Genomic DNA, 24,074 nt, shown 5'->3' on the forward strand with positions numbered 1-24,074 from the left:
GAGCTTCGCAGACCTGCATTAATTTGCTAGCGCGCTCCCGCATTCAATGTGGGAGCGTTTTTTATGGAACTTTTGGGTGAGTATGGTTGGCTAGGCTGGATCATCGTCGGCGGAATTGCTGGCGCGATCGGAAAATTCCTGATGCCGGGCAAAGATGGCGGCGGCATCATCATGACTATCCTTCTGGGTATCGCTGGCGCGGTCACTATGGGCTTTATCGGCAACTTTCTGGGCTGGTACGGTCCAGGCGAAGGCCCTGGTTTCATTGCGGCAGTGATCGGATCGGTCGTGCTTCTGTTTGTTTATCGCCAAATCAAGAAAAGAGGCTAGGAGCACTCAGCGTCTGCGCCTGCAGTCGGCATAAAAACTAGGGGCGGCGAGGCTGGAAGGCTGCGCTGCCCTTTGTTTTTGGCGGAACCAGACGCGTTACGGTCACTTGTTTGATTGAGGAGCGCCAATCCCCTTCGTCTAGGCTCAAAGTTGTCAGTCGATGTCCTGATTGCGCTTTGAGTGGCCTGAACTAACAGGACGAAGAACGGGGATTGCGCAGGGTGACTTATGTCTATAATACACTGCGTGGGTAAGACAGGCCAAAAGGCCAACCGGGTTTACGGCCGGATAAGGGAAAAAAGATGAACTACTCGACCATGGTTCAATCCGAAGCGCAGGACGGCGTCTCTGCTGATCTCTCTGCTCGGCATGATCGCGCAGGCTCGTCGTCGCTTACCCGGATTCTGCTGATTTCGGGTGGATTGCTGTTCGCCCTGCTGCTCGCTGTGGCTGCCTATTTCGCTATTGTCGGCGGAGGATCAGATAGCGCAGGTGATGATACCAATCAGGCACCGGTCGTGACCGTGATCTCTCCGGGCACGACATCGGTTAGCGGGATGATTGAGGCTCCCGGCACTCTCGCTGCACGTCGCCCCATGCCGGTCGGAGTGGCTGGTGAGGGCGGACAGGTTTTGAGCGTGCGCGTCGATGCCGGTGACTGGGTTCAGCAAGGTCAGGTCATGGCCGTGATCGACCGCTCAGTGCAGACCCAGCAAGCCGCTGCGCAAGCCGCCCAAATCGAAGTTGCGCGCGCTGATGCAAGTCTTGCGCAGGCCAATCTGGAGCGTGCACTGCAGCTTGTTGAGCGCGGCTTCGTTTCCAAAGCCGATGTCGACCGCCTCACTGCAACCCGCGATGCGGCATCAGCCCGCGTAAAAGTGGCAGAGGCGCAGCTCGCAGAGACCCGTGCTCGCAACAGCCAACTCAACATCACTGCTCCTGCCACAGGCTATGTCCTCGACCGCAATGTCGAGCCCGGTCAGACCGTTGGCGCTGCCTCAGGCGCGCTGTTCACAATTGCGCGCGGCGGTGAAATGGAGATGCTTGCACAGTTGAGCGAGGATCAGATCGCAACTTTGTCGCAAGGCGTCCAAGCAAGAGTTACTCCGGCGGGTTCGGATACCAACTTTGACGGGCAGGTTTGGCAGCTTTCCCCGACAGTGGATGAGCGTACGCGCCTCGCCACTGCGCGTATTGCGCTGCCGTTCTCACCTGCTCTGCGCCCCGGCGGTTTTGCCACTGCGCAAATCGACAGCGGCTCTATCGAAGCCACAGTCTTGCCTGAAAGCGCGGTCTTGTCCGACGATGAAGGCAGCTTCGTCTACGTCATCGGCGAAGACAACAAGGCGACCCGCACCCCGGTAACGATTGGCATTTCGACACCTGATGGGATCGCTATAACTGACGGCATTTCGGGCAGCGAGATGGTCGTGCTACAATCAGGCGGCTTCCTCAACCCCGGTGAAACGGTGAACCCGCGCCGCCAGGACAGCGAATAGAAGGTCATCCCCCATGAACTTCCGCAATCTCTCTGCTTGGTCGATCCGAAACCCGGTTATCCCGCTGGTCCTTTTTGCCGCGCTGTTGCTGGCCGGGATGATCAGCTTTGCTCGCATGGATGTGGTCAACAATCCAGAGATTGAGTTTCCCGGGGTCAGCATCAACATTTCTCAGCCCGGAGCTGCTCCGACTGAGATCGAGAACCAGATCACTCAGCAGATCGAAAGCGCGGTCCGTTCGATCAATGGGGTGAAGCAGATATCCTCCACCGCGCGAGAGGGTAGCTCAAATACATTCGTCGAGTTCGAAATCGGCACCGATCCCAATGTGGTTGTGACCGAGGTCAAGAACGCGGTCGACCGAGTGCGCGGGTCTTTGCCTGACGGTATCCTTGAACCGCGGGTGACGAAAGCGGAGGTCTCTGGCGGGTTCCTTGGAATCTACGCGGTCGAAACGACTGACATGACGATTGAACAGCTTAGCTGGTTCATTGACGACACGGTATCCAAGCGCCTTCTCGACGTTCCAGGCATGGCCGAGGCGGGACGTTTTGGCGGCGTTAGCCGGGAGATTGAGGTCATCCTGGATCTCGCCAAAATGCAGTCGCTGGGCGTCACTGCGTCCGACATCAACCGCGTCCTGCGGGCGAACAATATCGATGCAGCTGGCGGCCTCGCCGAAGTCGGCGGAACACGGCAATCGCTGCGTGTTCTGGGCAACAATGAAACGGCCTATGAGCTTTCCCAGCGAACCATCCAATACGGTGGAGGCGGAGCGAGCCGGACTGTGCGTTTGGCTGATGTCGCGACAGTGCGCGACGGTATCTCTGAGCGCACGTCGATCAGCGAAGTGCGCGATCGCGAAGTCGTGAACTTCTACATGAGCCGGGCACGCGGAGCGTCGGACGTAACGGTATATGCCAATGCCAAGGAGAAAATCGCTCAGATCCAGGCTGAGAATCCCGACCTGAAATTCATCGAACTCTTCAACACCGTCAGATACACAGAGAGCCAGTATTCCAGCTCCATGCGCGCCCTGATCGAAGGCGCTTTGCTGGCAGTTGTGGTTGTGTTCCTGTTCCTGCGCGACTGGCGCGCGACCTTTATCAGCGCGGTCGCGATCCCGCTCTCGGCGATCCCGACTTTCTTCTTCATGGACCTGCTTGGGTTCAACCTGAACTTCCTGTCTCTGCTGGCGCTGGGCTTGGTGGCCGGGGTGTTGGTCGACGATGCGATCGTGGAGATCGAGAACATCGTGAGACATATGAGGATGGGCAAAACCGCCTATCAGGCCAGTATCGACGCCGCTGACGAAATCGGCCTGCCGGTGGTTGCGACCAGTTTTTGTATCGTCGCGGTCTTCCTGCCCGTTGGCCTGATGCCGGGCATTTCCGGACAATTCTTCCAGAACTTCGGTCTGACCGTCGTTGTTGCGGTGCTGATGTCGCTAGCTGTGGCTCGAATGATCACGCCGCTAATGGCGGCCTATTTCCTTTCGGCCAAAGGCCATGCGGACCATGGCGGCGGCAAGTGGATGGAGCGATATCTGCGTATCCTCGCGTGGACGCTTGATCGGGGCAAAATGCGTCAGCTGCGTTCTGAAGTGGAGGGGCCGCGCAACCGCTGGCTCTACACGTTCAGCCTGCTGCTGGTGACTATCCTGCTGTTGATTGTTCCGGCCGTTGTGATGTTCGGCCTGTGGGGCTTCCTTGGCGATCTCGACATTCCGCGTAGCGTCGGCATGGCGGTGTCGGACGATGAGTTTGGCTTTGTCCATGGCTTCGTGGCCAAGATTTTCGAGATCGTGCTGCTGCTCTTCACCTCGATCATTGCCTTCCTTGTCGCGTGGCTGGTGTTCAAACTGATTGAACTGCCTGCTGGCACTTTTGGCCGTTTGCGGCAAAGCTTCCAATATCTCACCGCGCGCTTCTACGACCACCGAGTGTGGATGCTGGGCATGGGGTGGTTCTCATTCCTTGTGACGATGGTTCTGTTTGGAACGGTGCCCGGCCAGTTCCAACCCGACATCGATGATACCAACGCGGAAATTGCGATTGAGATGGTGCCCGGCACCACTCTCGAAGGCACGAAGAGAGTCGTCGATCAGGTCGCTGATCTGCTTTACGAGCAACAAGAGGTTGAGCTTGCGCTGGAGCGGATCAGCATTGGCAGCGCGACGATCTACGTGACGCTGAAAGAAGATCGCGAGCGTTCTTCGATCGACTTCCAGCGCGAGATGGCCCCGGTTCTCAATACCATCCCAGACGCGCGCATTCGTTTTGTCGCGGAGTCATTTGGCGGTGGCGGCTCTGGCCGTGACTTGACGATCATGCTTGCAGGTTCTGACCCCGTGCTGCTCAATGAAACGGCCTCAACGCTGATTGAGCAGATGCGCGGGATCAATACGATCGTTGCCCCGCGGATCACGGCGGACCTTAGCCGGCCAGAGATCATCATCACCCCCAATCAGCAGATCGCGGCGGAGCTTGGCGTATCGACTATCGCGCTGAGCGAGACGATCCGCATCGCGACATTGGGTGAGATTGAGCAGAACGCAGCGAAATTCTCGCTCTCCGATCGGCAGATCCCGATCCGGGTGAAGCTCAGCGATGATGCGCGCAGCCAACTCAGCACAATTGAGAATTTGCCTGTTCCCACCATCAGCGGCGGGACTGTACCGCTGAGCCGCGTGGCTGACATTGAGTTTGGCTCGGGGCCAACCACGATCCAGCGCTGGAACCAGAACCGCCGTGTTCTGGTTGGGGCTGACTTGGCGGCGGGCGTACTGAAAGGCGATGCGCAGGCTCAGATTGATGCTCTGCCAATCCTCCAGGACCTGCCAACCGGCGTGCTGCGCGATGCCGTGGGAGAGGATGAGATCCAGCAGGAGCTGATGAGCAACCTGACGGTGGCGATTATCGCGGGTGTTCTGTTGGTCTTCGCCTGCCTTGTCCTGCTCTACAAACGTTTGATGAGCCCGCTGGTCAATATGACCTCACTAGCGCTCGCACCGCTTGGCGGGATAATGCTGATCTGGCTGGTTGGCATGCCGCAATCGATGCCTGTCTATATCGGGATCCTGCTCTTGCTCGGTATCGTCTCCAAAAACTCGATCCTGCTTATCGACTTTGCGATTGAGGAGATGGAGCGCGGGACTGCCAAGCTCGAGGCGATTATGGAGGCAGGGCACAAGCGTGCGCAGCCGATTGTGATGACCACGGTCGCGATGACTGCGGGGATGATCCCGACTTCAATTTCCCTCACCGGCGATGGTGCATGGCGCCAGCCGATGGGCATTGTGGTGATCGGCGGGCTGGTCATGTCGACTGTGCTCACTCTGGTAATTGTGCCCGCGGGCTTCAGTCTGGCCGACGGTTTTGAGCGCCGCGCAGGACCATGGCTCCGTCAGAAGCTGCTCACCTACAAGCCGGGTGATGAGGATCGCCCCTATGCAGATGCCTTGCCCGAACCAGAGCGGCCTGCCCTGCCGGTTCCCGCCAAAAGGCTGCCCCCGGGAGAGGGCGGAGCTGAGCCTGCCGAGTAAAGCCCAGTTGGACCGCTCCATTGCGGCCGGGCCTGACTTTTCAGGGCTCGGTTCCTATGTGGGTGGTTGGACGTAACTATGGCCAGCACCGCAAGCTCCACTTCTGAAACCCGCCACCAAGCGCAGCCCGTGGCGCGCCCACTCATGTTTGGCGGAGAGCCGCTTAGCCCCGACCGTGCGCGCCGGATGCGGTGGTCGGCGACAGGCTTGCTTGCGGCGATGGCGGCGGTGTTTTTCACGACCCACGGCCCGGCAGTCGCTCCCGGAGCGCACCCTGCTTGGGGTTATCTCAACGCTTTTGCCGAGGCTGCAATGGTTGGTGGGCTCGCGGACTGGTTCGCGGTGACGGCCTTGTTCCGCCATCCGCTCGGCCTGCCGATCCCGCACACAGCGATCATTCCGTCCAACAAGGACCGCATTGCCGACACAATGGCGCAGTTCCTTCAGGAGAACTTCCTCACTCCCGCCGTCGTTGCCCGCCGTATGTCCGGCATGAATGTCGCACGCGCAGTGGGCGATTTCCTGGTCGAGAGCCCCAATAAGGCAAGCGCAGTCTCCAGCTCGCGTATCACCGGCGGCGCGGCAGAGCTGCTGGCCGAAGTGCTCGAATCGCTCGATCCGGATAGGCTTGGCAATCAAGTGCGCGCGGGGTTGGGCAACCAGCTTGCCAAGATCGATGTGTCTCCACTGGCTGGGCGAATGCTGGAAAGCGCGATCGCCGATGGCCGTCACATGCCGCTGATCGAAGGCTTTGTGCGCTGGGCGGGCCTCACGCTTGAAGACAATGAGGAAACCGTCCGCACCATCATCCATGACCGCGTCAACGGCGTGTTGCGCTGGGCAGGGCTGGACAAGACGATCTCTTCCAACGTGCTGGATGGGCTCTACAAGCTGCTCGCCGAAGTGCTGGTCGATCCCGATCATCCCATCCGCAGCAAGGTGGAAGAGGGGCTCGAGAAGCTCGCCCAAGACTTGCAGCATGATCCCGAAACCCGCGCGCGGGTCGAGGATATGAAGCGCGATGTGCTTGAGAATCCAGCGGTCGCCGAATGGTGGATGGGCGTTTGGGAGCGCATCCGCCAATCGCTGATCCGCCGCGCACGCGATCCGGAAAGCGGGCTTGGCAATGATATGCGTGGGGGTCTGTCAGACCTGGGCAAAGCGTTGAAGCAGGATGTACGGTTGCAAACGCAGATCAACCGCTTCGCCCGCCGCACAGCAGTGGGAATCGCAACACGCTATGGCGGGGAAATCGTCACTCTAGTCTCAGAAACGGTCAAGCGCTGGGACGCCACGACCATCACCGGCCGGATCGAAAACGCAGTAGGCCGCGACCTTCAGTTCATTCGCATCAACGGCACGATTGTAGGAGGGCTGGTCGGAATGACTCTGCACTTCATCGTCAGCTTTATGTGAGGCCTTTTGGGGTGTTCACCTAACCCGCGCGTTCACTCGCAACGTATAATAGGATGCGACCGCTTCTCCAGAGGGGTTTCGGGCAGGTTCAAATCGTGCACGCCTCAACAAAGCTTGGCAAAAGGCGTCGGCGAACAACTGAGGACGCTCGGAATTGACCACGAAGCAGGAGCTGGCTCGACCTTGGGTGTTGACGGTAAGCCTGACGAGTATCGTTCCTTCCATCCGGGCGCGTATTAGATAGGGCGGGTAGTCGCTCGGGCGCAGCCAGTTCCCGTCATCAATCGCGGAGGCGGGAGCAGCCAGCCCACTGCGATCACGTCCAGCGCTTGAGAGCGTTGTGCTGAGATTCTTGGAGCAAATCTCTAGAAAGGCGAGTGGTTCGGAGAGGGAGCCTAATCGCAGTTCAATAGGCTCGACCACGGCGGTTCTCAGGCGCAAAGTGGTGATCCCACCCGTTCTTGCTTTCTCCATAACTTCAAGAATCTGTGCCTGCTGCTTGCGCTGCTCAGAGTTCTCGTCATCCCTTTCCATGTCGGGCTGGATCATCGCGACCCCGAACATGGTTAGGACGGGTCGACCACGGCTGGATTCGGTTGCGATGAAGCTGCGAATGATTTCGGACTCCTCGCCGAACTGGAGCCGTACCCCTCTGCCGAAGGGGTTGCGCAGCGGCCGTCCGATCAGCGTGAGATTGAAATAGGGCTCTTCGCCGCTTTGTTCGATCCAGAGCGACGTGCGGTTCTCGCCTTCGCCGAAAGTGCGGCTGGCGCGGCAGCGATCTTCATATTCACGAAGGCGCCAGTCAGAGGCCGCTTCAAGCACCAGATCGTCCGCCATGGCCGGGCTCGCGGCAAGAGCCCCTGAGCCAAGGGCTGCGATCGCCGCCCATCGAATTGCTCTGCCAAGTCTAGAATTCATTCTGCGGCCCCAATGTATTCCACGGGCCGCAATAAAGCAGACAGAAAAGAACCCCCGCAAGAGCAAAAGCTGCGCTGCGGGGGCCTTGGTTCCGTATAGACGGTGTGAAGTTTCGCTTACAACGCCCCGGTCATTTCCGGGACTGCTTCAAAGAGGTCCGCGACCAGGCCGATATCGGCGACCTGGAAGATCGGCGCGTCCTCGTCCTTGTTGATGGCGATGATGACCTTGGAGTCTTTCATGCCGGCCAAGTGCTGGATCGCACCGGAAATGCCGATGGCGATGTACACTTCGGGAGCGACGATCTTACCGGTTTGGCCGACCTGATAGTCGTTGGGAACGTAGCCTGCATCGACGGCTGCACGGCTAGCACCGATGGCCGCCCCGAGCTTGTCCGCGAGCGGATTGATGATGCTCTCGAAGGTTTCGCCGTCTTTCAGTGCACGGCCGCCCGAGACAATGACCTTGGCTGAGGTCAGTTCGGGGCGCTCGCTCTTGGCGACTTCGCGGCTGACGAAGATCGAGATGCCCGCATCGCCCGGACCGCTAGCGTCTTCAATCGCAGCCGAACCGCCTTCCGCATCCGCCTTCTCGAACGCGGTACCGCGCACGGTGATGACGAGCTTGGGGTCGGAGCTTTCGACGGTCGCAATCGCGTTGCCGGCATAGATCGGACGGGTGAAGGTCTTGGGGCCCTCGATCGAGAGAATGTCCGAAATCTGCATCACGTCCAGTAGGGCTGCGACGCGCGGGGCGATGTTCTTGCCCGAGGTCGTCGCAGGCGCGAGGAATGCGTCATAGCCTTCCATCAAACCGGCGGCGAGCGGGGCAACGTTTTCAGCGAGGCCTTCGCCATATGCTGCATCATCGGCCTTCAGCACTTTGGAGACGCCAGCGATCTTGGCTGCCGCTTCGGCTGCACCGCCGCAATTGCTACCAGCAACGAGAGCGGTGACATCGCCGAGCTTCGCTGCCGCAGTCACCACAGCGAGCGTTGCATCATTGACCGATGCGTTGTCGTGTTCGACCAGAACCAGAGTGTTCATATTTGTCTGTCCTTTCCTAAGCCGGGCCGCTTACGCGATCCCCAGCTCCTTGATCTTGGCGACCAGAGCCGCGACGTCTTCGACCTTTTCACCAGCCTGACGAACCGGAGGCTCGCTGACATTGGTGGTGGTCAGACGCGGCGCGATGTCGACACCGAAATCCGCCGGGGTCTTCGTGTCGAGCGGCTTCTTCTTCGCCTTCATGATGTTTGGCAGCGAAGCGTAGCGCGGCTCGTTCAGGCGCAGGTCGGTGGTGACGATAGCAGGGAGCGTGAGCTTCACGGTCTCGAGACCGCCGTCAATCTCGCGCTTGACCGAAACGCTGTCGCCATCGACTTCGACGGTGTTGGCGAAGGTGCCTTGTGGACGGCCCATGAGGGCCGCAAGCATCTGGCCGGTCTGGTTGCTGTCGTCGGAGATCGACTGCTTGCCCAGAACGATCAGGCCGGGCTGCTCTTCGTCAGCGATGGCCTTGAGGATCTTTGCCACGGCGAGCGGTTCGACCTCTTCATCGGTTTCGACCAGGATCGCACGGTCGGCTCCCATGGCGAGGGCGGTGCGGAGCGTTTCCTGAGCCTTGGCCGGGCCAACGGAAACCGCGATGATCTCTTCAGCCTTGCCCGCTTCCTTGATGCGGATGGCTTCTTCGACAGCGATTTCGTCGAATGGGTTCATGCTCATCTTGACGTTGGCAAGATCAACGCCGGAGCCATCGGGCTTGACCCGCGGCTTCACGTTATAGTCGATCACCCGCTTGACGGGGACGATGATTTTCATCGGAGATTCCTTCCTGTCATCCAAACCTTGGCAAACTTTGTCGCCTGCCTAGCTCGCGTTTACGTAAACGTCAAGTAAGGCAGAGGCGCGTGAGCGGTGGCAGATTCTTTTTGCTCACCTGTCGAATCCGGGTCTCGCGCTCCGTCTACCTCACGTCAACCCTCTGTATTGAGGCATGTGCCTTGAGAGTTGTATGTGAGGGAACGGACGGGATGGGAGAGATGCAATGATTGCAATTGGACGCGCGTTAGGGACGTTTTTCGCAGCGATCGCGCTGTCAAATGGCGCGATAGCGCAAGAGACTAGGCTGGGCGAGGAGGGCTTCGAATCGCCCCCTGCGACACTCGCTGAGATGAAATGGCTGGTCGGACAGTGGGTCGGCGACGGCATCGGCGGTGCGCCCGCAATGGAAAGCTGGCTACCGCCCACGGGCAGCGTGATGGTGGGCACTTTCGTCCAGCAGAATGACGATGCCACCATCATGTTCACCGAGCATCTCTATTTGATGGAGGAGGACAGCTCGCTCGTCCTACGCCTCAAGCATTTCAACGCTGATCTCACAGGCTGGGAGGAGAAGGACGATATGCTGACCTTCCGCCTAATCGCGATTGAGAAATGCGCCGCTTATTTCAACGCGCTGACCCTGCGCTGTGCCGATCCTGATGCTCCGGGCGAGGGTCTTGTCGCGGCGGTGCGCATGAAGTCGGGTGGCGAGCTGGTGTTTAGTTTCAAGCCGATGTAATTCGCTACATCAAGGAGTTACGATGATCCGAAACCTGACCTTCGTAATACTCGCAGCGTTCCTTTTGCTTGGCACGGTGCAACAATTGGCTGCACAAGAAGTGCTGCACGAAACGCCGGGCTATGTCTGGCCTCCAGCTCAGCTTGACCAAGTGGCGTGGCTTTCTGGCACTTGGCGGGGTGTGAACGAAGAGGGCGATGAGGTGCTCGAGACCTGGATCGGTCCCAAAGGTCAGCTGATGGCTGGAGCCTTCCTGGAACTCACCTCAGAAGAGCCGGAAGTTGGCGTGGTCAACTGGGCTGAGCATATGGTGATTGTGTCTAACGGCTATTCACTCGCTTTCCACAACAACACCTTTGACCCGGAATATAGTGGCGACAAGTATCTCGAGCGTCGCTTGTTGCGCATCGAGGATGATGGGTGTCGCCTCTATTTCCACGGCATGACGATTGCGTGCGAGCGATCCGAAGACTCTGGCAACATTATCGGGATGAGCGTCTACTGGAAGGAGGCTCCGGGCGAAAACAACTTCGAGGCAGAGCTCTTCACCTATCGCTACACACGGGTTGAAGCCGACTAGGCTCGCACTGCGGAATCAATCAGTGCGGCTTCGTCGCGGCGGCGACCTTGTCCATCAGAGCCAGCATCACGCCTGAGGTGATGAAGACAACGTGGATTGCGAGCATCCAGAACAGCTGCTTCTCGACCCCCGGAGTGATTTCGGTCGCGCTCAGTGCCATGAAGCTCTTGAGCAGGTTGATGCCGGAAATCGCAACGATCGAAGCGACGAGCTTGAGTTTAAGCCCGGCGAAATCGACCTTCCCCATCCAATCCGGGCGATCCTCGTGATCATCGACATCCATCTTGGAGACGAAGTTTTCGTACCCTGCAAACACCACCATGAGCAGCAGATTGCCGGTGAGGGTAATGTCGATCAGCGACAACACGGCGAGCACCGCGTCTGCCTCTGACATGGTCAGCGTGTGCGTGATGATGTGCCAGCTTTCCTGGGCAAACTTAACCAGGAGCATGCCGAGTGCACCAACCATCATCAGATAGAACGGCGCCATCAGCCAGCGACTGCCGAACAGCACTGATTCAAGCACCTCTTCCGCGCGTTTGAAGCTATCGGGCTTCTTGTGCCGCATTGGACCTTCAGCCGAGGCGGTTTCTGATGATGGCATAGTCACTCTGGTCAGCTCCCCTGATTGAGGAGCTGACTAGAGGCTTATGGTTAACAGCTGGCTAAGGGAAAGCGGCAAGCGCCTGATCAGGCGGCTTCTTTCACCTCGGCAACGATCTTCTTCGCTGCGTCGCCCAGATCGTCCGCCGGGACAATTGGGAGGCCTGAATTGGCGAGGATTTCCTTGCCCTTGGCAACATTGGTACCTTCGAGGCGTACCACCAACGGCACGCTGAGGTCGACTTCCTTGGCCGCGACAACAATGCCTTCCGCAATCGTATCGCATTTCATGATCCCGCCAAAGATGTTGACGAGGATGCCTTCCACCGCCGGGTCTTTGAGGATGATTTTGAATGCTGCCGTGACTTTCTCGGTCGTCGCGCCGCCGCCTACGTCGAGGAAGTTGGCAGGGAACGCGCCGTTCAGCTTGATGATGTCCATCGTCGCCATGGCTAGCCCTGCGCCGTTGACCATGCAGCCAATATTGCCGTCGAGCTTGATATAGGCGAGGTCGTATTCCGAGGCTTCCACTTCGGCGGGGTCTTCTTCGGTCTCATCGCGCATCGCTTCGATAGCGGGGTGGCGGAACAGCGCGTTGCCGTCGAAGCTCATCTTCGCGTCGAGTACCAGCAGCTTACCGTCTTCGGTCTCAACCAGCGGGTTGATTTCGAGCATTTCAGCATCGGTTGCCATGAAAGCGTCGTAGAGCTGCTTTGCCAGCTTCTGCGCCTGCTTGTTGAGGTCGCCGGTCAGCTTCAGGCCAAACGCCACCGCGCGGCCGTGATGCGGCATGAAGCCTTGGGCAGGGTTGATCGTGATCGTGGTGATCAGTTCGGGCGTGTCGTGCGCGACCGCTTCGATGTCCATTCCGCCTTCGGTTGAGACAACCATCGCGACCTGACCTGACGCGCGGTCGACCAGCAGAGAGAAGTAGTATTCCTTGGCAATATCGACACCGTCAGTGACGTAGAGGCGGTTGACTTGCTTGCCCTCCGCACCGGTCTGGATCGTCACCAGAGTGTTGCCGAGCATCTCTGTCGCGTTCGCTTCAACCTCTTCGATTGACTTGGCGAGCCGCACGCCGCCTTTCGCGTCTTCAGGCAGTTCCTTGAACTTGCCCTTGCCGCGGCCGCCAGCGTGGATCTGCGCTTTGACCACATAGAGCGGCCCGGGCAGTTTCTTCGCTGCCTCAACCGCTTCACCAACGCTCAGAGCGGCGTGGCCGTCCGGCACCGCGATGCCGTGTTCCTTGAGCAGTTCTTTCGCCTGATATTCGTGGACGTTCATGTGCGCTGTGATCCCTTTTGTTGCCCCATTGGGGCTAAGTCCTATCCAAGAGCGCCTAAGCATGGATTCGCCCACTTGAAAAGTGGCTTACGTACCTGCACGGGGGTGCATCGCAGAAAAGCTCCAGATACGGCTGAAGCAGAGATGATTGAGCGCCCATGATTGATCAGGCCCGCCTAAAAGAAATCGTTCGTGAAGCCGGACGGATTGCGCATTCGCGTTGGCCGGGCACTGGCTATGATCTCGACAGTTGGGAGAAGACGCCCGGCGACCCGGTGAGCGAGGCGGATCTTGCGGTCGATGTGTTTTTGCGGCGTGAGCTGGGCGCGCTATTGCCCTCTGCCGCGTGGCTTTCCGAAGAGACCGCAGACGATAAGCTGCGCACCAAGAGCGATCTGATATGGCTGGTCGACCCGATTGACGGTACCCGTGACTTTGTGCGGGGGAGGGCCGGATGGTCGGTGTCGGTTGCGCTCATCAGCTCGGGCAAGCCGTTGATCGGCATGCTGGCGGCTCCCGCGCGCGAAGAGGAATGGCTGGCGGTTGCAGGTCAGGGAGCGACCTTGAACGGAATTCCGCTCACAGCCAGTGCCCGGACTGAATTTGCCGGATCTCGAGTTCCCACTGATCAACTGCCCAACGCGGACAGTGATCTTGTCGCGGTCGATAAGCCCAATTCTATCGCTCTTAGGATCGCGATGGTCGCTGATGATCGCGCTGATCTGCTTGCCACTTTGCGCTGGGGCTTTGAATGGGACATTGCCGCTGCCAGCCTAATCGCACGGGAAGCTGGAGCGCAGGTCTCCGACGCGTTTGGGCAACCGCTCGCCTACAACAAGCACGACCCGCGTGACTTTGGCGTCTTGGTCAGCTCTCCTGGCATTCATGCAGCAGCGGTAGAGCGGCTAGCTGAACGAGCCAAGCAACTGAAATAGAAAGGGCGGCCGATTCGGACCGCCCCTCCTTTTAGCTGGCTTTGTGCCTACTGCGCCTGCGCTGCGTTCACATCGTCCTGGCTGATTGGGATGATCTTGATCTCGACACGGCGGTTCAGCGGCTCATTCACATTGTCCCCGGTCTGCACGCGCAGATAGTCGCGAGCCTCACCATAACCGCGCGTCTCAATCCGGCTACGAGCCACACCGCGCGCTGCGAGATAATCGGCGACTGCCTGAGCACGCTGCTCTGACAGGCGCTGGTTCAAGGCGTCCGAGCCGGTCGTGTCGGTAAATCCGTAAACGTCGATCAGTGAGTTGGGATAGCGGATAAGGCTTTCAGCGACTGCATTGAGCGAGTCATAAAAACCCGGATTGATGTCGGCTGACCCGCGCGCGAAGGTCACGCCGTCGGGCAGGCGGACGAGGATCGCATCCTGATCGCCCACTTCCTCGACATCGACACCGGTACCTTCGAGCTCTTCATCAAGCTCGCGAATTTGGTCGTCAAACTGCTTGCCGACGACAGCGCCTGCGGAGCCGCCTATCCCAGCACCGATGATGCGGGCCGCATCGCCGCCAATTGCACCGCCAAGCAGATAGCCCAGCGTACCGCCAAGCCCTGCGCCGATGGCCGTGCGCGAGATCTTCTGTTCCCCGGTGTTCGGATCGGTGACGCATGCGCTTGTGCCCATCATGGCAAGCGCGGCGGAGCTCGAAAGCAGAATGCGAGATGTTTTCATGTGTTCAGTCCTCCAGCGTTGGATTCTCTTCTAGTTCAAAAAGCCGTCTGTTGCAGCCTCGTATCCAACAATCTATCGCATGCGTGGCCCCAGTTTGCCGCAAGCTGAATGCTCTGCAACAACATGTAAACCGCCTTTGCGCAGAGGAGTACTGGATTGCCGCGCCATTTGTGCTAGCGACACAGCGTGACACCGTTTCCCTGGACCGACCTGATCATCATCGCCGGGCTCATTGTGCTCAACGGCGTGTTCGCCATGTCTGAGCTCGCGATTGTCTCAGCCAAGACAGCGAAGCTGAAATCGCGTGCCGAGGGCGGTTCCGCAGCGGCGGAGACCGCTTTGCGTCTGGCGGCAGAACCGGGGCGTTTTCTGTCCACTGTGCAGATCGGCATAACGCTGATCGCAATCATCACCGGCGCCTTTTCGGGAGCCAGCCTTGAGGGACCGGTGGGAGAGCGGCTCGCATTGCTGGGCGTTCCGGCAGATATCTCGGGCGAGATTGCCTTTATCCTCGTGATTGCGCTGACGACCTATCTCAGCGTTGTGGTGGGCGAGCTGGTGCCCAAACAACTTGCATTGCGCTCCGCCATACCGATCGCGTTGGTCATGGCGCGTCCGATGGACCTGCTGGCACGCATCGCGGCGCCCGCTGTGTGGGTGCTCGACAAATCGTCGGCAGGGATCATCGCCTTGTTCGGTATCCGCTCCAAGGGCGCGAGTTCCGTGACGGCGGAAGAGCTGCAAATGATCTTCGCCGATGCGACCCGTTCCGGTGTGATCGAGGCTGAGCAGCATCAGATCCTAACCGGCGTCGTCCGGTTGGCGGAGCGTCCTGTACGCGAGATGATGACACCGCGCACCGAACTTGACTGGATTGAGGCCGATGCGGACGTTGAGCAGATCCGTGCCCGGATCGACGAAAGCCCGCACTCGCTACTTCCCGTCGCTGAAGGATCGCCAGACTCTATCTTGGGGGTTGTGAAAGTGCGCGAAGTTCTGGGCAAGCTGGTGGCGGGCGAGGAAGTCTCCATCCGCGCGATTATGAAAAAGGCCGAAGTTGTCCCCGATCAGCTCGATGCGATGGACGCTTTGCGGGTGCTCCAATCGTCCGAGATTGCGATGGCGCTGGTGCACGACGAATATGGCCATTTCGAAGGTGTGGTGACACCGGTCGATCTGCTGACAGCGATTGCTGGCAATTTCGCGAGCGACCAGGATCAGGGCGATACGCCGCAGATAATCGAGTGTTCGGACGGCTCGATGGTGGTTTCTGGCGCCCTGTCAGCCGATGGCCTCGCCGACAGGCTGGGCCTCGAATATGGCGAAGACCGCGAGTTTGGCACCGCGGCTGGCTATGCGCTTTCGGTCATGAAGAAGCTCCCGCTCGAAGGCGAGAGCTTTATCGACCAAGGCTGGAGCTTTGAGGTTGTCGACATGGACAACCGCCGGATCAACAAGATCCTGGTCACGAAGATCGAGGAAGGTCCTGCCGAAGAGGAAGGTTAGGGCTTCGCCCAATAACGCGCGCGTAGCGCTAGCGAGAGAAATACACCAAGGAGTTCGCCCGGATGGGCGAACACAATCAAGAAGGAATAAGCGTCTGCGCCGTCGCTCCGTCACCTTCGGGTGCGGCGATGATGTCACGCGTCACGCGGCCTTTGGCTACGGTGTTGGTGCCCGGGTCACCAATCTGTGACCGGATCGAGGGAGCTGCTGGACCAGCACGGTCAAGCGCGCTGGTTTCAATCTCACTGCGAGGGGCCGAGCCGCCGAACAGAGCCTCAAGCGCTTGTTCAGACGCCGTACCTTCTGCCGGGCGCGGGGCACCAGGAGCAGGCGGGCTCAGCGAAAAGTCAGGCGGAACCACCAGTGGGGCCTGACGCTGCACAGCGAACTCGTCCGGGCGGTCGCGGTTGAAGAGACCGCTGCCGCCGCAGGCTGCGAGCATGGAGGCTCCGGTGGCGAGCAGGATGGCGGTTTTGAGGTTACGCATATTACTTCTCCGCAGGGATGGGGTTGCCATCCGAGGTTTCTTCCTTGTCGCTCAGGAACAGGCTGCGTGCAAGGATGATCACAACGCCGATGGTGATAGCCGCATCGGCGACGTTGAAAACAAGGAAGGGCCTAAACGTGCCGAAATGCAGATCAGCATAGTCGATCACATAGCCCAGAGTGTAGCGGTCCTGGATGTTGCCGATCGCGCCGCCGAGGATCATCGAAAGGCCGAGTATGTCGCCCAGCAGCTTCTCGCGCATCATCCAGATGAGCACGACCAGAGCGATCAGAGCGGTGACGCCGACCAGCAGCCAGCGCATCTCCATATTGGTCGCCTCGAGCATCCCTAAAGAAATGCCGCGATTTTCGAGATAGGTGAGGTCAAAGAACGGCAGCAGCTCGATATTGCGCACCTGACGCAGGTCGAGCGGACCGATGACATACCACTTGATGGCCTGATCAATCACAGCGATCAGCGCCGCAAAGCCAAGGCCAATCAGCCGGTTACGGGTGAAGAGACCGCTCATTATTGCGCCGCATCCAGCTCAGCGACCGCATCTTCGCACCGTCCGCACAGCGCGCCATCTTCCTCCACATCGGGAAGCAAGCGCCAGCAGCGGCCGCATTTGTGGTCGGTGGATTTGGTCACGGTCACTTCGCCCGATTGCCCGCGCGTCACTGTCCCGGTGATGAACAATTCGGCGAGCTGCTCATCCGAGACGCCTTCGGGCACCGCGGAGGCGGGGACGGAGACGACAGCTTCGTTGCTCGACCGGATGACCTTGTCGCGACGCAGTGGTTCGATTGCCTCGGTCACTCGTTCGCGAAGAGCCCGCAGTTTGGCCCATTTCTCGGTATCTGCGGGGACTTGCGGAACGCTCGGCCATTCGAGCAAGTGGACGCTGCCGCCTTGCTCGATGTCCTCCGGATACCGCGTCGACCACACTTCTTCCGCCGTGTGCACCAGAACCGGGGCAGCATAGCGGACCAGCGCGTGGAAGAGCAGGTCGAGCACCGTGCGATAGGCATTGCGCGTCGTCGAGTTCGGCCCGTCGCAATAGAGCGTGTCCTTGCGGATATCGAAGAAGAACGCGCTGAGGTCTTCATTGCAGAAGTCCACCAGCAGGCGCGTGTAGGTGTTGAAGTCGTATTCCTCCGCCGCCTTGCGCAGTTTCCCGTCCAGCTCGGACAGCAGAGAGAGGACGTAGAGCTCCAGCTCCGGAATCTCGCCCGCATCGCTCATGTCGCCGACATATCCGTCCAGCGCACCGAGCAGATAACGGAATGTGTTGCGCAGGCGGCGGTACTGGTCGCTGACGCCTTTCAGGATTTCATCGCCGATGCGGTGATCTTCGGTGAAGTCGACGCTGAGCGCCCACAGCCGGATGATATCCGCACCGGTCTGCTCCATCATCTTGACCGGATCGACCGTGTTGCCAAGCGACTTCGACATCTTCTTGCCCTTGGCGTCCATCGTGAAGCCGTGGGTCAGAACCGCGTCGTATGGCGCGCGGCCCCGTGTAGCACAGCTTTGCAGCAGAGAGGACTGGAACCAGCCGCGATGCTGGTCGGAGCCTTCAAGATAGAGGTTGGCAGGCCATTGGAGGTCGGGCCAACGTCCACTTTCGAGCACGAAGGAATGGGTGCAGCCTGAGTCGAACCAGACGTCGAGAATGTCGGTGACCATCTCGTAATCGTCGGCGTCGTAATCTGAGCCGAGGAACTCCGCTTTGCGCGTCTCGTCCCAAGCATCGACGCCCTCTTCGCTGATCGCCGCGACGACACGTGCGTTGACGGCGGGGTCTTGGAGATACTCGCTGGTGCCCGCTTTGAGGAAGAGCGTGATCGGCACGCCCCATGCGCGTTGGCGCGAGAGGACCCAGTCGGGACGCCCTTCAACCATGGCTCCAATGCGGTTCTGACCCTTCGGCGGGACCCAGTCGACGCGCTCGATCTCACCCATGGCGCGGGTGCGGAGGGTTCCTCCACCCTCAAGCTCCTTATCCATCGGCACAAACCATTGCGGCGTGCAGCGATAGATCACCTTGGCCTTGGAGCGCCACGAATGCGGGTAGGAGTGCGCGTAGTCGGCAGAAGCGCTGAGCAGCGCTCCCGCCTCGCGCAGGTCCGAGCAGATCGGGCCTTCGGGCGAGTTGAACGGCTTGTTGATGACCGAGCGGCGGCGTTCCTTGCCCTCTTCATTCTTGTCATCGGCACCGAGCCACAGCCAATCATCGCGATAGCGCCCATCGTCCATCACCGCGAAGACGGGGTTGATGCCGTTCGCTTTGCACAGATCGAAATCGTCCTCGCCGTGATCAGGCGACATGTGGACGATGCCGGTTCCGCTATCGGTGGTGACGAAGTCGCCTTCGAGGAGCGGGCGGGGCGTCGCGTAGAATCCGCCGAGATGGTGCATAGGGTGGCGAGCTTTGGTCCCGGCTAGCTCGGAGCCTTTGATCGCTTCTTTGCCATTTGAGAACTTCAGTGCGTCGCTGACGCGTGTGACTTTCGCCCCATCAAAATGCTTGGCGATCATCGCCTCAGCTTGCTTTAGGACGCGCGCTTCAAACTCGCCGCGAAGATCGTCAGCAATCAAGAACTTGCGATCAGTCCAATCGAAGAGCGATTGCTTGAGGAAATCGCGCACGTCTGGATCAGCAACGAAATCAAGCTCAAGGCAGGCATACTCAACCTCAGCCCCATAGGCCAAAGCCTGGTTCACTGGGATTGTCCAAGGCGTGGTCGTCCAGATCACTGCATGCGCGCCGACCAGTTCGGGCACGTTAGGGCACTCGGTGATCTCAAACGCCACATCGATCTGCGGACTATCTGTCAGGTCCTCATACTCGACCTCCGCCTCTGCCAGAGCGGTCTTCTCGACCGGCGACCACATCACCGGCTTTGAGCCACGATAGAGGTTTCCGGCTTCGGCAAACTTGCACAGCTCGGCGACGATGGTTGCTTCGGCCTGGAAGTCCATCGTGAGGTAGGGATTGTCCCAGTCGCCCTGAATGCCGAGGCGCTTTAGCTGCTCGCGCTGCGCGTCGACCCACTTCTGAGCATAGGCGCGGCACTCGGCGCGAAATTCCTTTGCCGGAACCTCGTCCTTGTTTTTCTTCTTCTTGCGATATTGCTCCTCGACCTTCCACTCGATCGGAAGGCCGTGGCAATCCCAGCCCGGCACATAGGGCGCGTCCTTGCCCAGCAGGTTCTGCGAGCGGCACACCATGTCCTTGAGGATATGGTTCAGCGCGTGGCCAATATGCATGTCGCCGTTTGCATAAGGAGGGCCATCGTGGAGGATGAACTTCTCGCGCCCCGAACGCGCCTCGCGAAGCTTCGCATAGAGGTCAATGTCCGCCCAACGCGCCTGAATGCCCGGTTCCTTCTGCGGAAGGCCGGCTTTCATCGGGAAGGGGGTCTTCGGCAGGAAGACCGTATCCTTGTAGTCACGGGTTGGTTTTTCGTCAGACATAGGCCGCGTCCGTTAGTGCATCTGAGCGCCTCGGGAAACCCTCATTCAACGGGCCATCATCCAAGCAGCCTCTTCGCCTCGTCGCAATCGCGTTCCATTTGCGCAATCAGGGCGTCGAGATCGTCGAACTTGGCCTCTCCGCGCAGGAAGTGGTGGAAGGCGACTTCGATCTCCTGACCGTAGAGGTCGCCCGAGAAATCAAAGAAGTATGGCTCGAGCAGCTCCTTGGGCGGCTCGAATTGCGGGCGGATGCCGATATTGGCCGCGCCTTTCAGCTCTTGTCCGGTGCTGAGCACTTTGCCGGTGACCGCATAGACCCCGTATTTGGGGCGCAGATAGGTGTCGATCGCGATATTGGCGGTGGGGTAGCCGAGTTTGCGGCCGTTCTTGTCGCCATGTTCGACAATTCCGCGGATTGCGAAGGGTCGGGTGAGCAACTGCGCCGCAAGCTGCGGGTCGCCTTCGCGCAGGGCTTCGCGGATGCGGCTTGAGGAGACGATCCCGTCTTTCTCAACCGCCTCGACTGTACGCGGTTGCAGGCCGAGCGGCCCTCCCAGCTCGCGCAGCAGATCGACGTTGCCCTTCGCGCCCTTGCCGAAGGTGAAGTCGCCGCCAGTGACCACACCATGCGCGCCGAACCGTTCAATCAGAATGTCGGAGATGAAATCCTCCGCGCTCGTCCCTGCCAGCTCTGCGTCGAAGTGGAAAACCAGCATCGCGGTCGCTCCGGCAGCGAGGTAGAGCTCCTGCCGCTGCTCCAAGGTGGTGAGGCGGAAGGGTGGCGCATCAGGCTTGAACAAGCGCACCGGATGGGGATCGAACGTCGCGATGATTGAAGGGCGACCCTCAGCCTTGGCCCATTGGATCGCCTCGCCCGCAACCGCTTGGTGTCCCTGATGAAAGCCATCGAAATTGCCCAGCGCGATGATGGCACCGCGCAAGGCATCAGGGATGCGGCCATTGTGATCGAGCCAGCGCATTATTCCGCGTCCTCTGCGGGAACGTAGGTCACGAAGGAGTAAGCGGGACGCTCATCTTCTGCCTCGTGATCCTCTCGCGCCGCCTCGACCCATTCGGGGCCGAGCGGCTTCATGAACGTGTCACCGGGGAACTCGGCGTGAATTTCGGTCACTTCGATGCGATGCGCGAGGGGGCGGAAGACGTCGTAGATCGCTGCGCCGCCGACCACCATGATCTCGCCCGTGTCGTTGTCCTGAGAGGCCAGCGCCAACGCTTCCTCGACCGAATGGACCTGCTCTGCACCTTGCGAATCCCATGTCTCACGGTGGGTGAGGACGATGTGGCGGCGTCCGGGTAGCAGACCAGGCAGGCTCTCAAACGTCTTGCGCCCCATGATCATGGGCTTGTTCATGGTGAGCGTTTTGAAGCGTTTGAGATCGGCGGGCAGGTGCCAGGGTAGCTTGCCCTCGTGACCAATCGAGCCATTCGCCGCGCGGGCATAGATGAGGACGATGTCGTGGCTCACGTGATGCCTCAATCGGCTCCGTTGCTCACGCGTGTCACATGGCCCATCTTGCGTCCATCACGCGCCTCGCGCTTGCCGTAAAGGTGGAGGTGTGGCTCGCCTTCCTCGCTGAGCATTTCGTGCGCGGTAAGGGCATCTTCGCCGACGATATTGCGCATTGCGATGCTGGCGAACCGTGTTTCGGTTCCACCAAGCGGCAGTCCGGTCACCGCACGGATGTGGTTTTCAAATTGGCTGGTTGCCGCGCCTTCGATGGTCCAGTGGCCCGAATTGTGCACTCTAGGGGCCATTTCGTTGAAAATCGGGCCATTCGCTGTGGCAAAGAATTCCAGCGTCAGCACCCCGACATAGCCGAGTGCATCCGCAGTTTTTCTGGCTATGCTGCGAGCCTCTTCGACTTGTGCCTCGACATGCGGTCCTGCGGGGAGAACTGATGTGACCAGCATCCCGCCCCTATGCGTGTTGGTTGTCGAATCCCAGAACCGGATCTCTCCGAGTGCTGAGCGCACCAGGATGACTGAAAATTCGGCCTTAAAGTCGACCATGGCTTCGTAAATGCAGGTCCGTCCGGGAAAGCGCACCCCCTTCGCTTCATAGTCGGAAGTGATGCGCCATTGCCCTTTGCCGTCATAGCCGTCGCGGGCGGTCTTCAGGATGCCGGGAGTGCCCACAGTTTCGAGCGCGCGCTGAAAATCTTCGTCGCTCTCGACCCGGGCATAATTGGCGCATTTGGCTCCCAGCTCTTCGACGAAGCGTTTTTCACTCAGCCGGTCCTGTGCCACTTGAAGTGCTTGGCGAGTGGGCAGGAGGCGGTCCTGCGGCATCGCATCGACCGCGCCAAGCGGGACATTTTCAAACTCCCAGGTGGTCACATCGCACTGCGACGCAAACGAGGCTAGCGCTGCCGTGTCGCCCCAGCCATTCTCGAAGAAATCAGTACAGACGTCGGCGGCGACATTGTCGCCTTGCGGGGCATAGCCAATGCAACGATAGCCAAGCTGGTTAGCGGAAATGGCAAGCATGCGGCCCAACTGGCCGCCACCCAGAATGCCGATGGTTGAGCCGGGAGGAAGGGGTGTCATTTCGCTCATACAGGGACTTCGCCCACCGCCGCAGTTCTTTCCGCACGCCAGTCTTGCAGTCGCTCGGATAGGTCTTCGTCGGAGATCGCTAGGATGGCGGCTGCCATCAGCGCGGCGTTCTTCGCTCCCGCTTCGCCAATTGCCAATGTGCCAACCGGAATACCTGCTGGCATTTGCGCGATGGAGAGCAGACTATCCATGCCCGACAGTGCCTTGGACTGCACCGGAACGCCAAGCACCGGCAGATGCGTCATGGCCGCGATCATGCCGGGCAAATGCGCCGCGCCGCCAGCGCCTGCAATGATGACGTCAAAGCCTTCGCCCTCGGCCCCTTTGGCAAAAGCACTCATCCGGTCCGGTGTGCGGTGGGCAGAAACAATTCGCGCTTCGTGCTCAACCTCAAGCTCGTCGAGGATCTCGCTTGCGAGCTTCATGGTCGGCCAGTCGGACTGGCTGCCCATCACGATGGCTACCTTAGAGGCTTTCTCTCCGGCCATTATGAATCCTTCAGATAGTACCGCTCACCCGGCACCATATCATCGTCGAAATCATAGATGATCGGCTGCCCGGTTGGAATTTCGAGACCGGTGATGTTCTCATCCGAGATTTGGCTGAGATGTTTCACCAAAGCGCGCAGGGAATTGCCGTGGGCGGAAATGATCACCGTTTCGCCGCTCGCCAGAATGGGGAGAATATCGCTTTCCCAATAGGGCAGGACGCGTTCAATCGTGAGCTTCAGGCTCTCCGTGTAGGGCACGTCGATACCATCATAGCGTGGGTCCGCGCCCGGATCATATTCACTGCCTGGCTCCATCGGCGGGGGCGGAGTGTCGAAGCTGCGGCGCCAGATATGCACCTGTTCATCGCCATGCTTCTCGCGCGTCTCCTGCTTGTTGAGGCCAGTAAGCCCGCCATAATGCCGTTCATTGAGGCGCCAATCCTTGGTCACGGGCAGCCACAAAAGGCCCGCTTCTTCCAGCGCCAGATTGAGCGTCTTGATCGCGCGGGTCTGCAAAGAGGTGAAGCAAGTGGTCGGAATGACCCCTTTCTCCTTCATCAGCGCGCCAGCGGCCTTCGCCTCGGCTACGCCCTTCTCGGTGAGGTCGACATCCCACCAACCGGTAAAGCGATTTTCGAGGTTCCACTGGCTCTGGCCATGACGGACGAGGATCAGTTTGGGCATTTTTTCTCCAATTGGCCGGGTGGCAAGGCCGCGCGCGGTAGCGAGCCGCAAACACAAAATCATGCCCTAGCTACCGGGCTTTTCCTTGGAAACCCCGTTATCGTCTGATTCGGCCTTCATCTCGCGCGTCTGCGCTTTGCGCCGCCTCAGGTTTTCGCGCAGTTTGGCCGCCAGACGTTCTTCGCGCGACATATTGTTGCTCGCATCTTCACTCATGGCTAACGCATTGCCGCTATCGCCTGTCATGTTCAAGCATGGCTTGACATTCGGGCGCGCCACATGGATAGGCGCGCCTCTCTTATGAGCGCTGCTGTAGCTCAGTGGTAGAGCGCACCCTTGGTAAGGGTGAGGCCGAGAGTTCAATTCTCTCCAGCAGCACCATCATTTTTCTTGTTTGGCATGACGTTTCCGGTTGCGAGCGCCTGGC

General features: G+C 59.6%; 23 protein-coding genes and 1 tRNA gene. 9 read left to right on the top strand and 15 right to left on the bottom strand.

Translation table 11 applies throughout. The features are described 5' to 3' along the window. The first annotated feature begins 63 nt into the window (after positions 1-63). From AC0V6X_RS13935 to AC0V6X_RS13950, 4 genes are all read left to right on the top strand, one after another. Positions 64-330: a GlsB/YeaQ/YmgE family stress response membrane protein gene (locus tag AC0V6X_RS13935; RefSeq protein ID WP_486185147.1), complete on the top strand. Its 267-nt coding sequence runs from the start codon at positions 64-66 to the stop codon at positions 328-330. A 302-nt stretch (positions 331-632) separates the two neighbouring features. Next, positions 633-1,829, top strand: a complete 1,197-nt coding sequence (locus AC0V6X_RS13940; protein ID WP_486185148.1) for an efflux RND transporter periplasmic adaptor subunit — start codon at positions 633-635, stop codon at positions 1,827-1,829. Positions 1,830-1,842: 13 nt separating this feature from the next. Beyond that, the gene (locus tag AC0V6X_RS13945; protein ID WP_486185149.1) at positions 1,843-5,373 is read left to right on the top strand and encodes an efflux RND transporter permease subunit; all 3,531 of its coding nucleotides are present in this window, start codon (positions 1,843-1,845) and stop codon (positions 5,371-5,373) included. Between the two features lie 144 nt (positions 5,374-5,517). Then, on the top strand, positions 5,518-6,789 hold the full coding sequence (locus AC0V6X_RS13950) for a DUF445 domain-containing protein (RefSeq protein ID WP_486185590.1): 1,272 nt from the start codon (positions 5,518-5,520) through the stop codon (positions 6,787-6,789). 15 nt (positions 6,790-6,804) lie between these two features. Here AC0V6X_RS13950 and AC0V6X_RS13955 read toward each other — a convergent pair whose 3' ends face one another. The 3 genes from AC0V6X_RS13955 to AC0V6X_RS13965 form a co-directional block, all read right to left on the bottom strand. Then, a complete protein-coding gene (locus tag AC0V6X_RS13955) occupies positions 6,805-7,710 on the bottom strand; it encodes an energy transducer TonB (protein ID WP_486185150.1) in 906 nt (301 codons plus the stop codon). 116 nt (positions 7,711-7,826) lie between these two features. After that, complete coding sequence (locus AC0V6X_RS13960; RefSeq protein WP_486185151.1) at positions 7,827-8,756, bottom strand: electron transfer flavoprotein subunit alpha/FixB family protein; 930 nt, start codon at positions 8,754-8,756, stop codon at positions 7,827-7,829. A 30-nt stretch (positions 8,757-8,786) separates the two neighbouring features. Continuing rightward, the gene (locus AC0V6X_RS13965; protein WP_486185152.1) at positions 8,787-9,533 is read right to left on the bottom strand and encodes an electron transfer flavoprotein subunit beta/FixA family protein; all 747 of its coding nucleotides are present in this window, start codon (positions 9,531-9,533) and stop codon (positions 8,787-8,789) included. 226 nt (positions 9,534-9,759) lie between these two features. Here AC0V6X_RS13965 and AC0V6X_RS13970 point away from each other — a divergent pair, with 226 nt between their 5' ends. Together AC0V6X_RS13970 and AC0V6X_RS13975 are read left to right on the top strand one after the other, a co-directional pair. Then, positions 9,760-10,275 (top strand): DUF6265 family protein, encoded by a 516-nt coding sequence (locus tag AC0V6X_RS13970; protein ID WP_486185153.1) that lies wholly within the window; start codon positions 9,760-9,762, stop codon positions 10,273-10,275. A 22-nt stretch (positions 10,276-10,297) separates the two neighbouring features. Continuing rightward, positions 10,298-10,855: a DUF6265 family protein gene (locus AC0V6X_RS13975; RefSeq protein WP_486185154.1), complete on the top strand. Its 558-nt coding sequence runs from the start codon at positions 10,298-10,300 to the stop codon at positions 10,853-10,855. A 19-nt stretch (positions 10,856-10,874) separates the two neighbouring features. Here the strand turns inward: AC0V6X_RS13975 and AC0V6X_RS13980 are convergent, their stop codons facing one another. Then, positions 10,875-11,459, bottom strand: a complete 585-nt coding sequence (locus AC0V6X_RS13980; RefSeq protein WP_486185591.1) for a TIGR00645 family protein — start codon at positions 11,457-11,459, stop codon at positions 10,875-10,877. An 86-nt stretch (positions 11,460-11,545) separates the two neighbouring features. Then, the gene (gene sucC, locus AC0V6X_RS13985; protein ID WP_486185155.1) at positions 11,546-12,745 is read right to left on the bottom strand and encodes an ADP-forming succinate--CoA ligase subunit beta; all 1,200 of its coding nucleotides are present in this window, start codon (positions 12,743-12,745) and stop codon (positions 11,546-11,548) included. A gap of 158 nt (positions 12,746-12,903) precedes the next feature. On the opposite strand from sucC, the gene AC0V6X_RS13990 reads away from it, so the two are divergent. Further along, entirely contained in the window at positions 12,904-13,680 is a 777-nt protein-coding gene (locus AC0V6X_RS13990) for a 3'(2'),5'-bisphosphate nucleotidase CysQ (protein ID WP_486185156.1), read from the top strand. A gap of 47 nt (positions 13,681-13,727) precedes the next feature. Here the strand turns inward: AC0V6X_RS13990 and AC0V6X_RS13995 are convergent, their stop codons facing one another. Then, positions 13,728-14,423, bottom strand: a complete 696-nt coding sequence (locus AC0V6X_RS13995) for a YiaD family glycine zipper/OmpA-like lipoprotein (protein ID WP_486185157.1) — start codon at positions 14,421-14,423, stop codon at positions 13,728-13,730. A gap of 186 nt (positions 14,424-14,609) precedes the next feature. Between AC0V6X_RS13995 and AC0V6X_RS14000 the strand changes: the two genes are divergently transcribed. After that, positions 14,610-15,929: a hemolysin family protein gene (locus AC0V6X_RS14000; protein ID WP_486185158.1), complete on the top strand. Its 1,320-nt coding sequence runs from the start codon at positions 14,610-14,612 to the stop codon at positions 15,927-15,929. A 76-nt stretch (positions 15,930-16,005) separates the two neighbouring features. Here the strand turns inward: AC0V6X_RS14000 and AC0V6X_RS14005 are convergent, their stop codons facing one another. From AC0V6X_RS14005 to AC0V6X_RS14045, 9 genes are all read right to left on the bottom strand, one after another. After that, a complete protein-coding gene (locus AC0V6X_RS14005) occupies positions 16,006-16,416 on the bottom strand; it encodes a DUF3035 domain-containing protein (protein ID WP_486185159.1) in 411 nt (136 codons plus the stop codon). A gap of 1 nt (position 16,417) precedes the next feature. Beyond that, positions 16,418-16,945 carry a signal peptidase II gene (gene lspA / locus AC0V6X_RS14010; RefSeq protein ID WP_486185160.1) on the bottom strand — a complete coding sequence of 176 codons (528 nt, stop codon included), beginning with the start codon at positions 16,943-16,945 and terminating at the stop codon, positions 16,418-16,420. Next, a complete protein-coding gene (gene ileS, locus AC0V6X_RS14015) occupies positions 16,945-19,896 on the bottom strand; it encodes an isoleucine--tRNA ligase (protein WP_486185161.1) in 2,952 nt (983 codons plus the stop codon). Before ileS ends, lspA begins: the two co-directional genes overlap by 1 nt. 56 nt (positions 19,897-19,952) lie before the next feature. Then, positions 19,953-20,876 (bottom strand): bifunctional riboflavin kinase/FAD synthetase, encoded by a 924-nt coding sequence (locus tag AC0V6X_RS14020; RefSeq protein ID WP_486185162.1) that lies wholly within the window; start codon positions 20,874-20,876, stop codon positions 19,953-19,955. After that, positions 20,876-21,382 (bottom strand): dihydrofolate reductase, encoded by a 507-nt coding sequence (locus tag AC0V6X_RS14025; protein ID WP_486185163.1) that lies wholly within the window; start codon positions 21,380-21,382, stop codon positions 20,876-20,878. The genes AC0V6X_RS14020 and AC0V6X_RS14025 overlap by 1 nt, the downstream gene beginning before the upstream one ends. Before the next feature lie 8 nt (positions 21,383-21,390). Continuing rightward, a complete protein-coding gene (locus AC0V6X_RS14030) occupies positions 21,391-22,473 on the bottom strand; it encodes a 5-(carboxyamino)imidazole ribonucleotide synthase (protein WP_486185164.1) in 1,083 nt (360 codons plus the stop codon). Beyond that, positions 22,470-22,961: a 5-(carboxyamino)imidazole ribonucleotide mutase gene (gene purE, locus AC0V6X_RS14035; protein WP_486185165.1), complete on the bottom strand. Its 492-nt coding sequence runs from the start codon at positions 22,959-22,961 to the stop codon at positions 22,470-22,472. The genes AC0V6X_RS14030 and purE overlap by 4 nt, the downstream gene beginning before the upstream one ends. Then, positions 22,961-23,647, bottom strand: a complete 687-nt coding sequence (gpmA, locus tag AC0V6X_RS14040) for a 2,3-diphosphoglycerate-dependent phosphoglycerate mutase (protein ID WP_486185166.1) — start codon at positions 23,645-23,647, stop codon at positions 22,961-22,963. Before gpmA ends, purE begins: the two co-directional genes overlap by 1 nt. Before the next feature lie 66 nt (positions 23,648-23,713). After that, positions 23,714-23,893 carry a hypothetical protein gene (locus AC0V6X_RS14045; protein WP_486185167.1) on the bottom strand — a complete coding sequence of 60 codons (180 nt, stop codon included), beginning with the start codon at positions 23,891-23,893 and terminating at the stop codon, positions 23,714-23,716. Between the two features lie 60 nt (positions 23,894-23,953). On the opposite strand from AC0V6X_RS14045, the gene AC0V6X_RS14050 reads away from it, so the two are divergent. Continuing rightward, positions 23,954-24,028 (top strand) — tRNA-Thr (locus AC0V6X_RS14050). Positions 24,029-24,074 lie beyond the last annotated feature (46 nt).

This window comes from Erythrobacter sp. S267, from assembly GCF_057365045.1.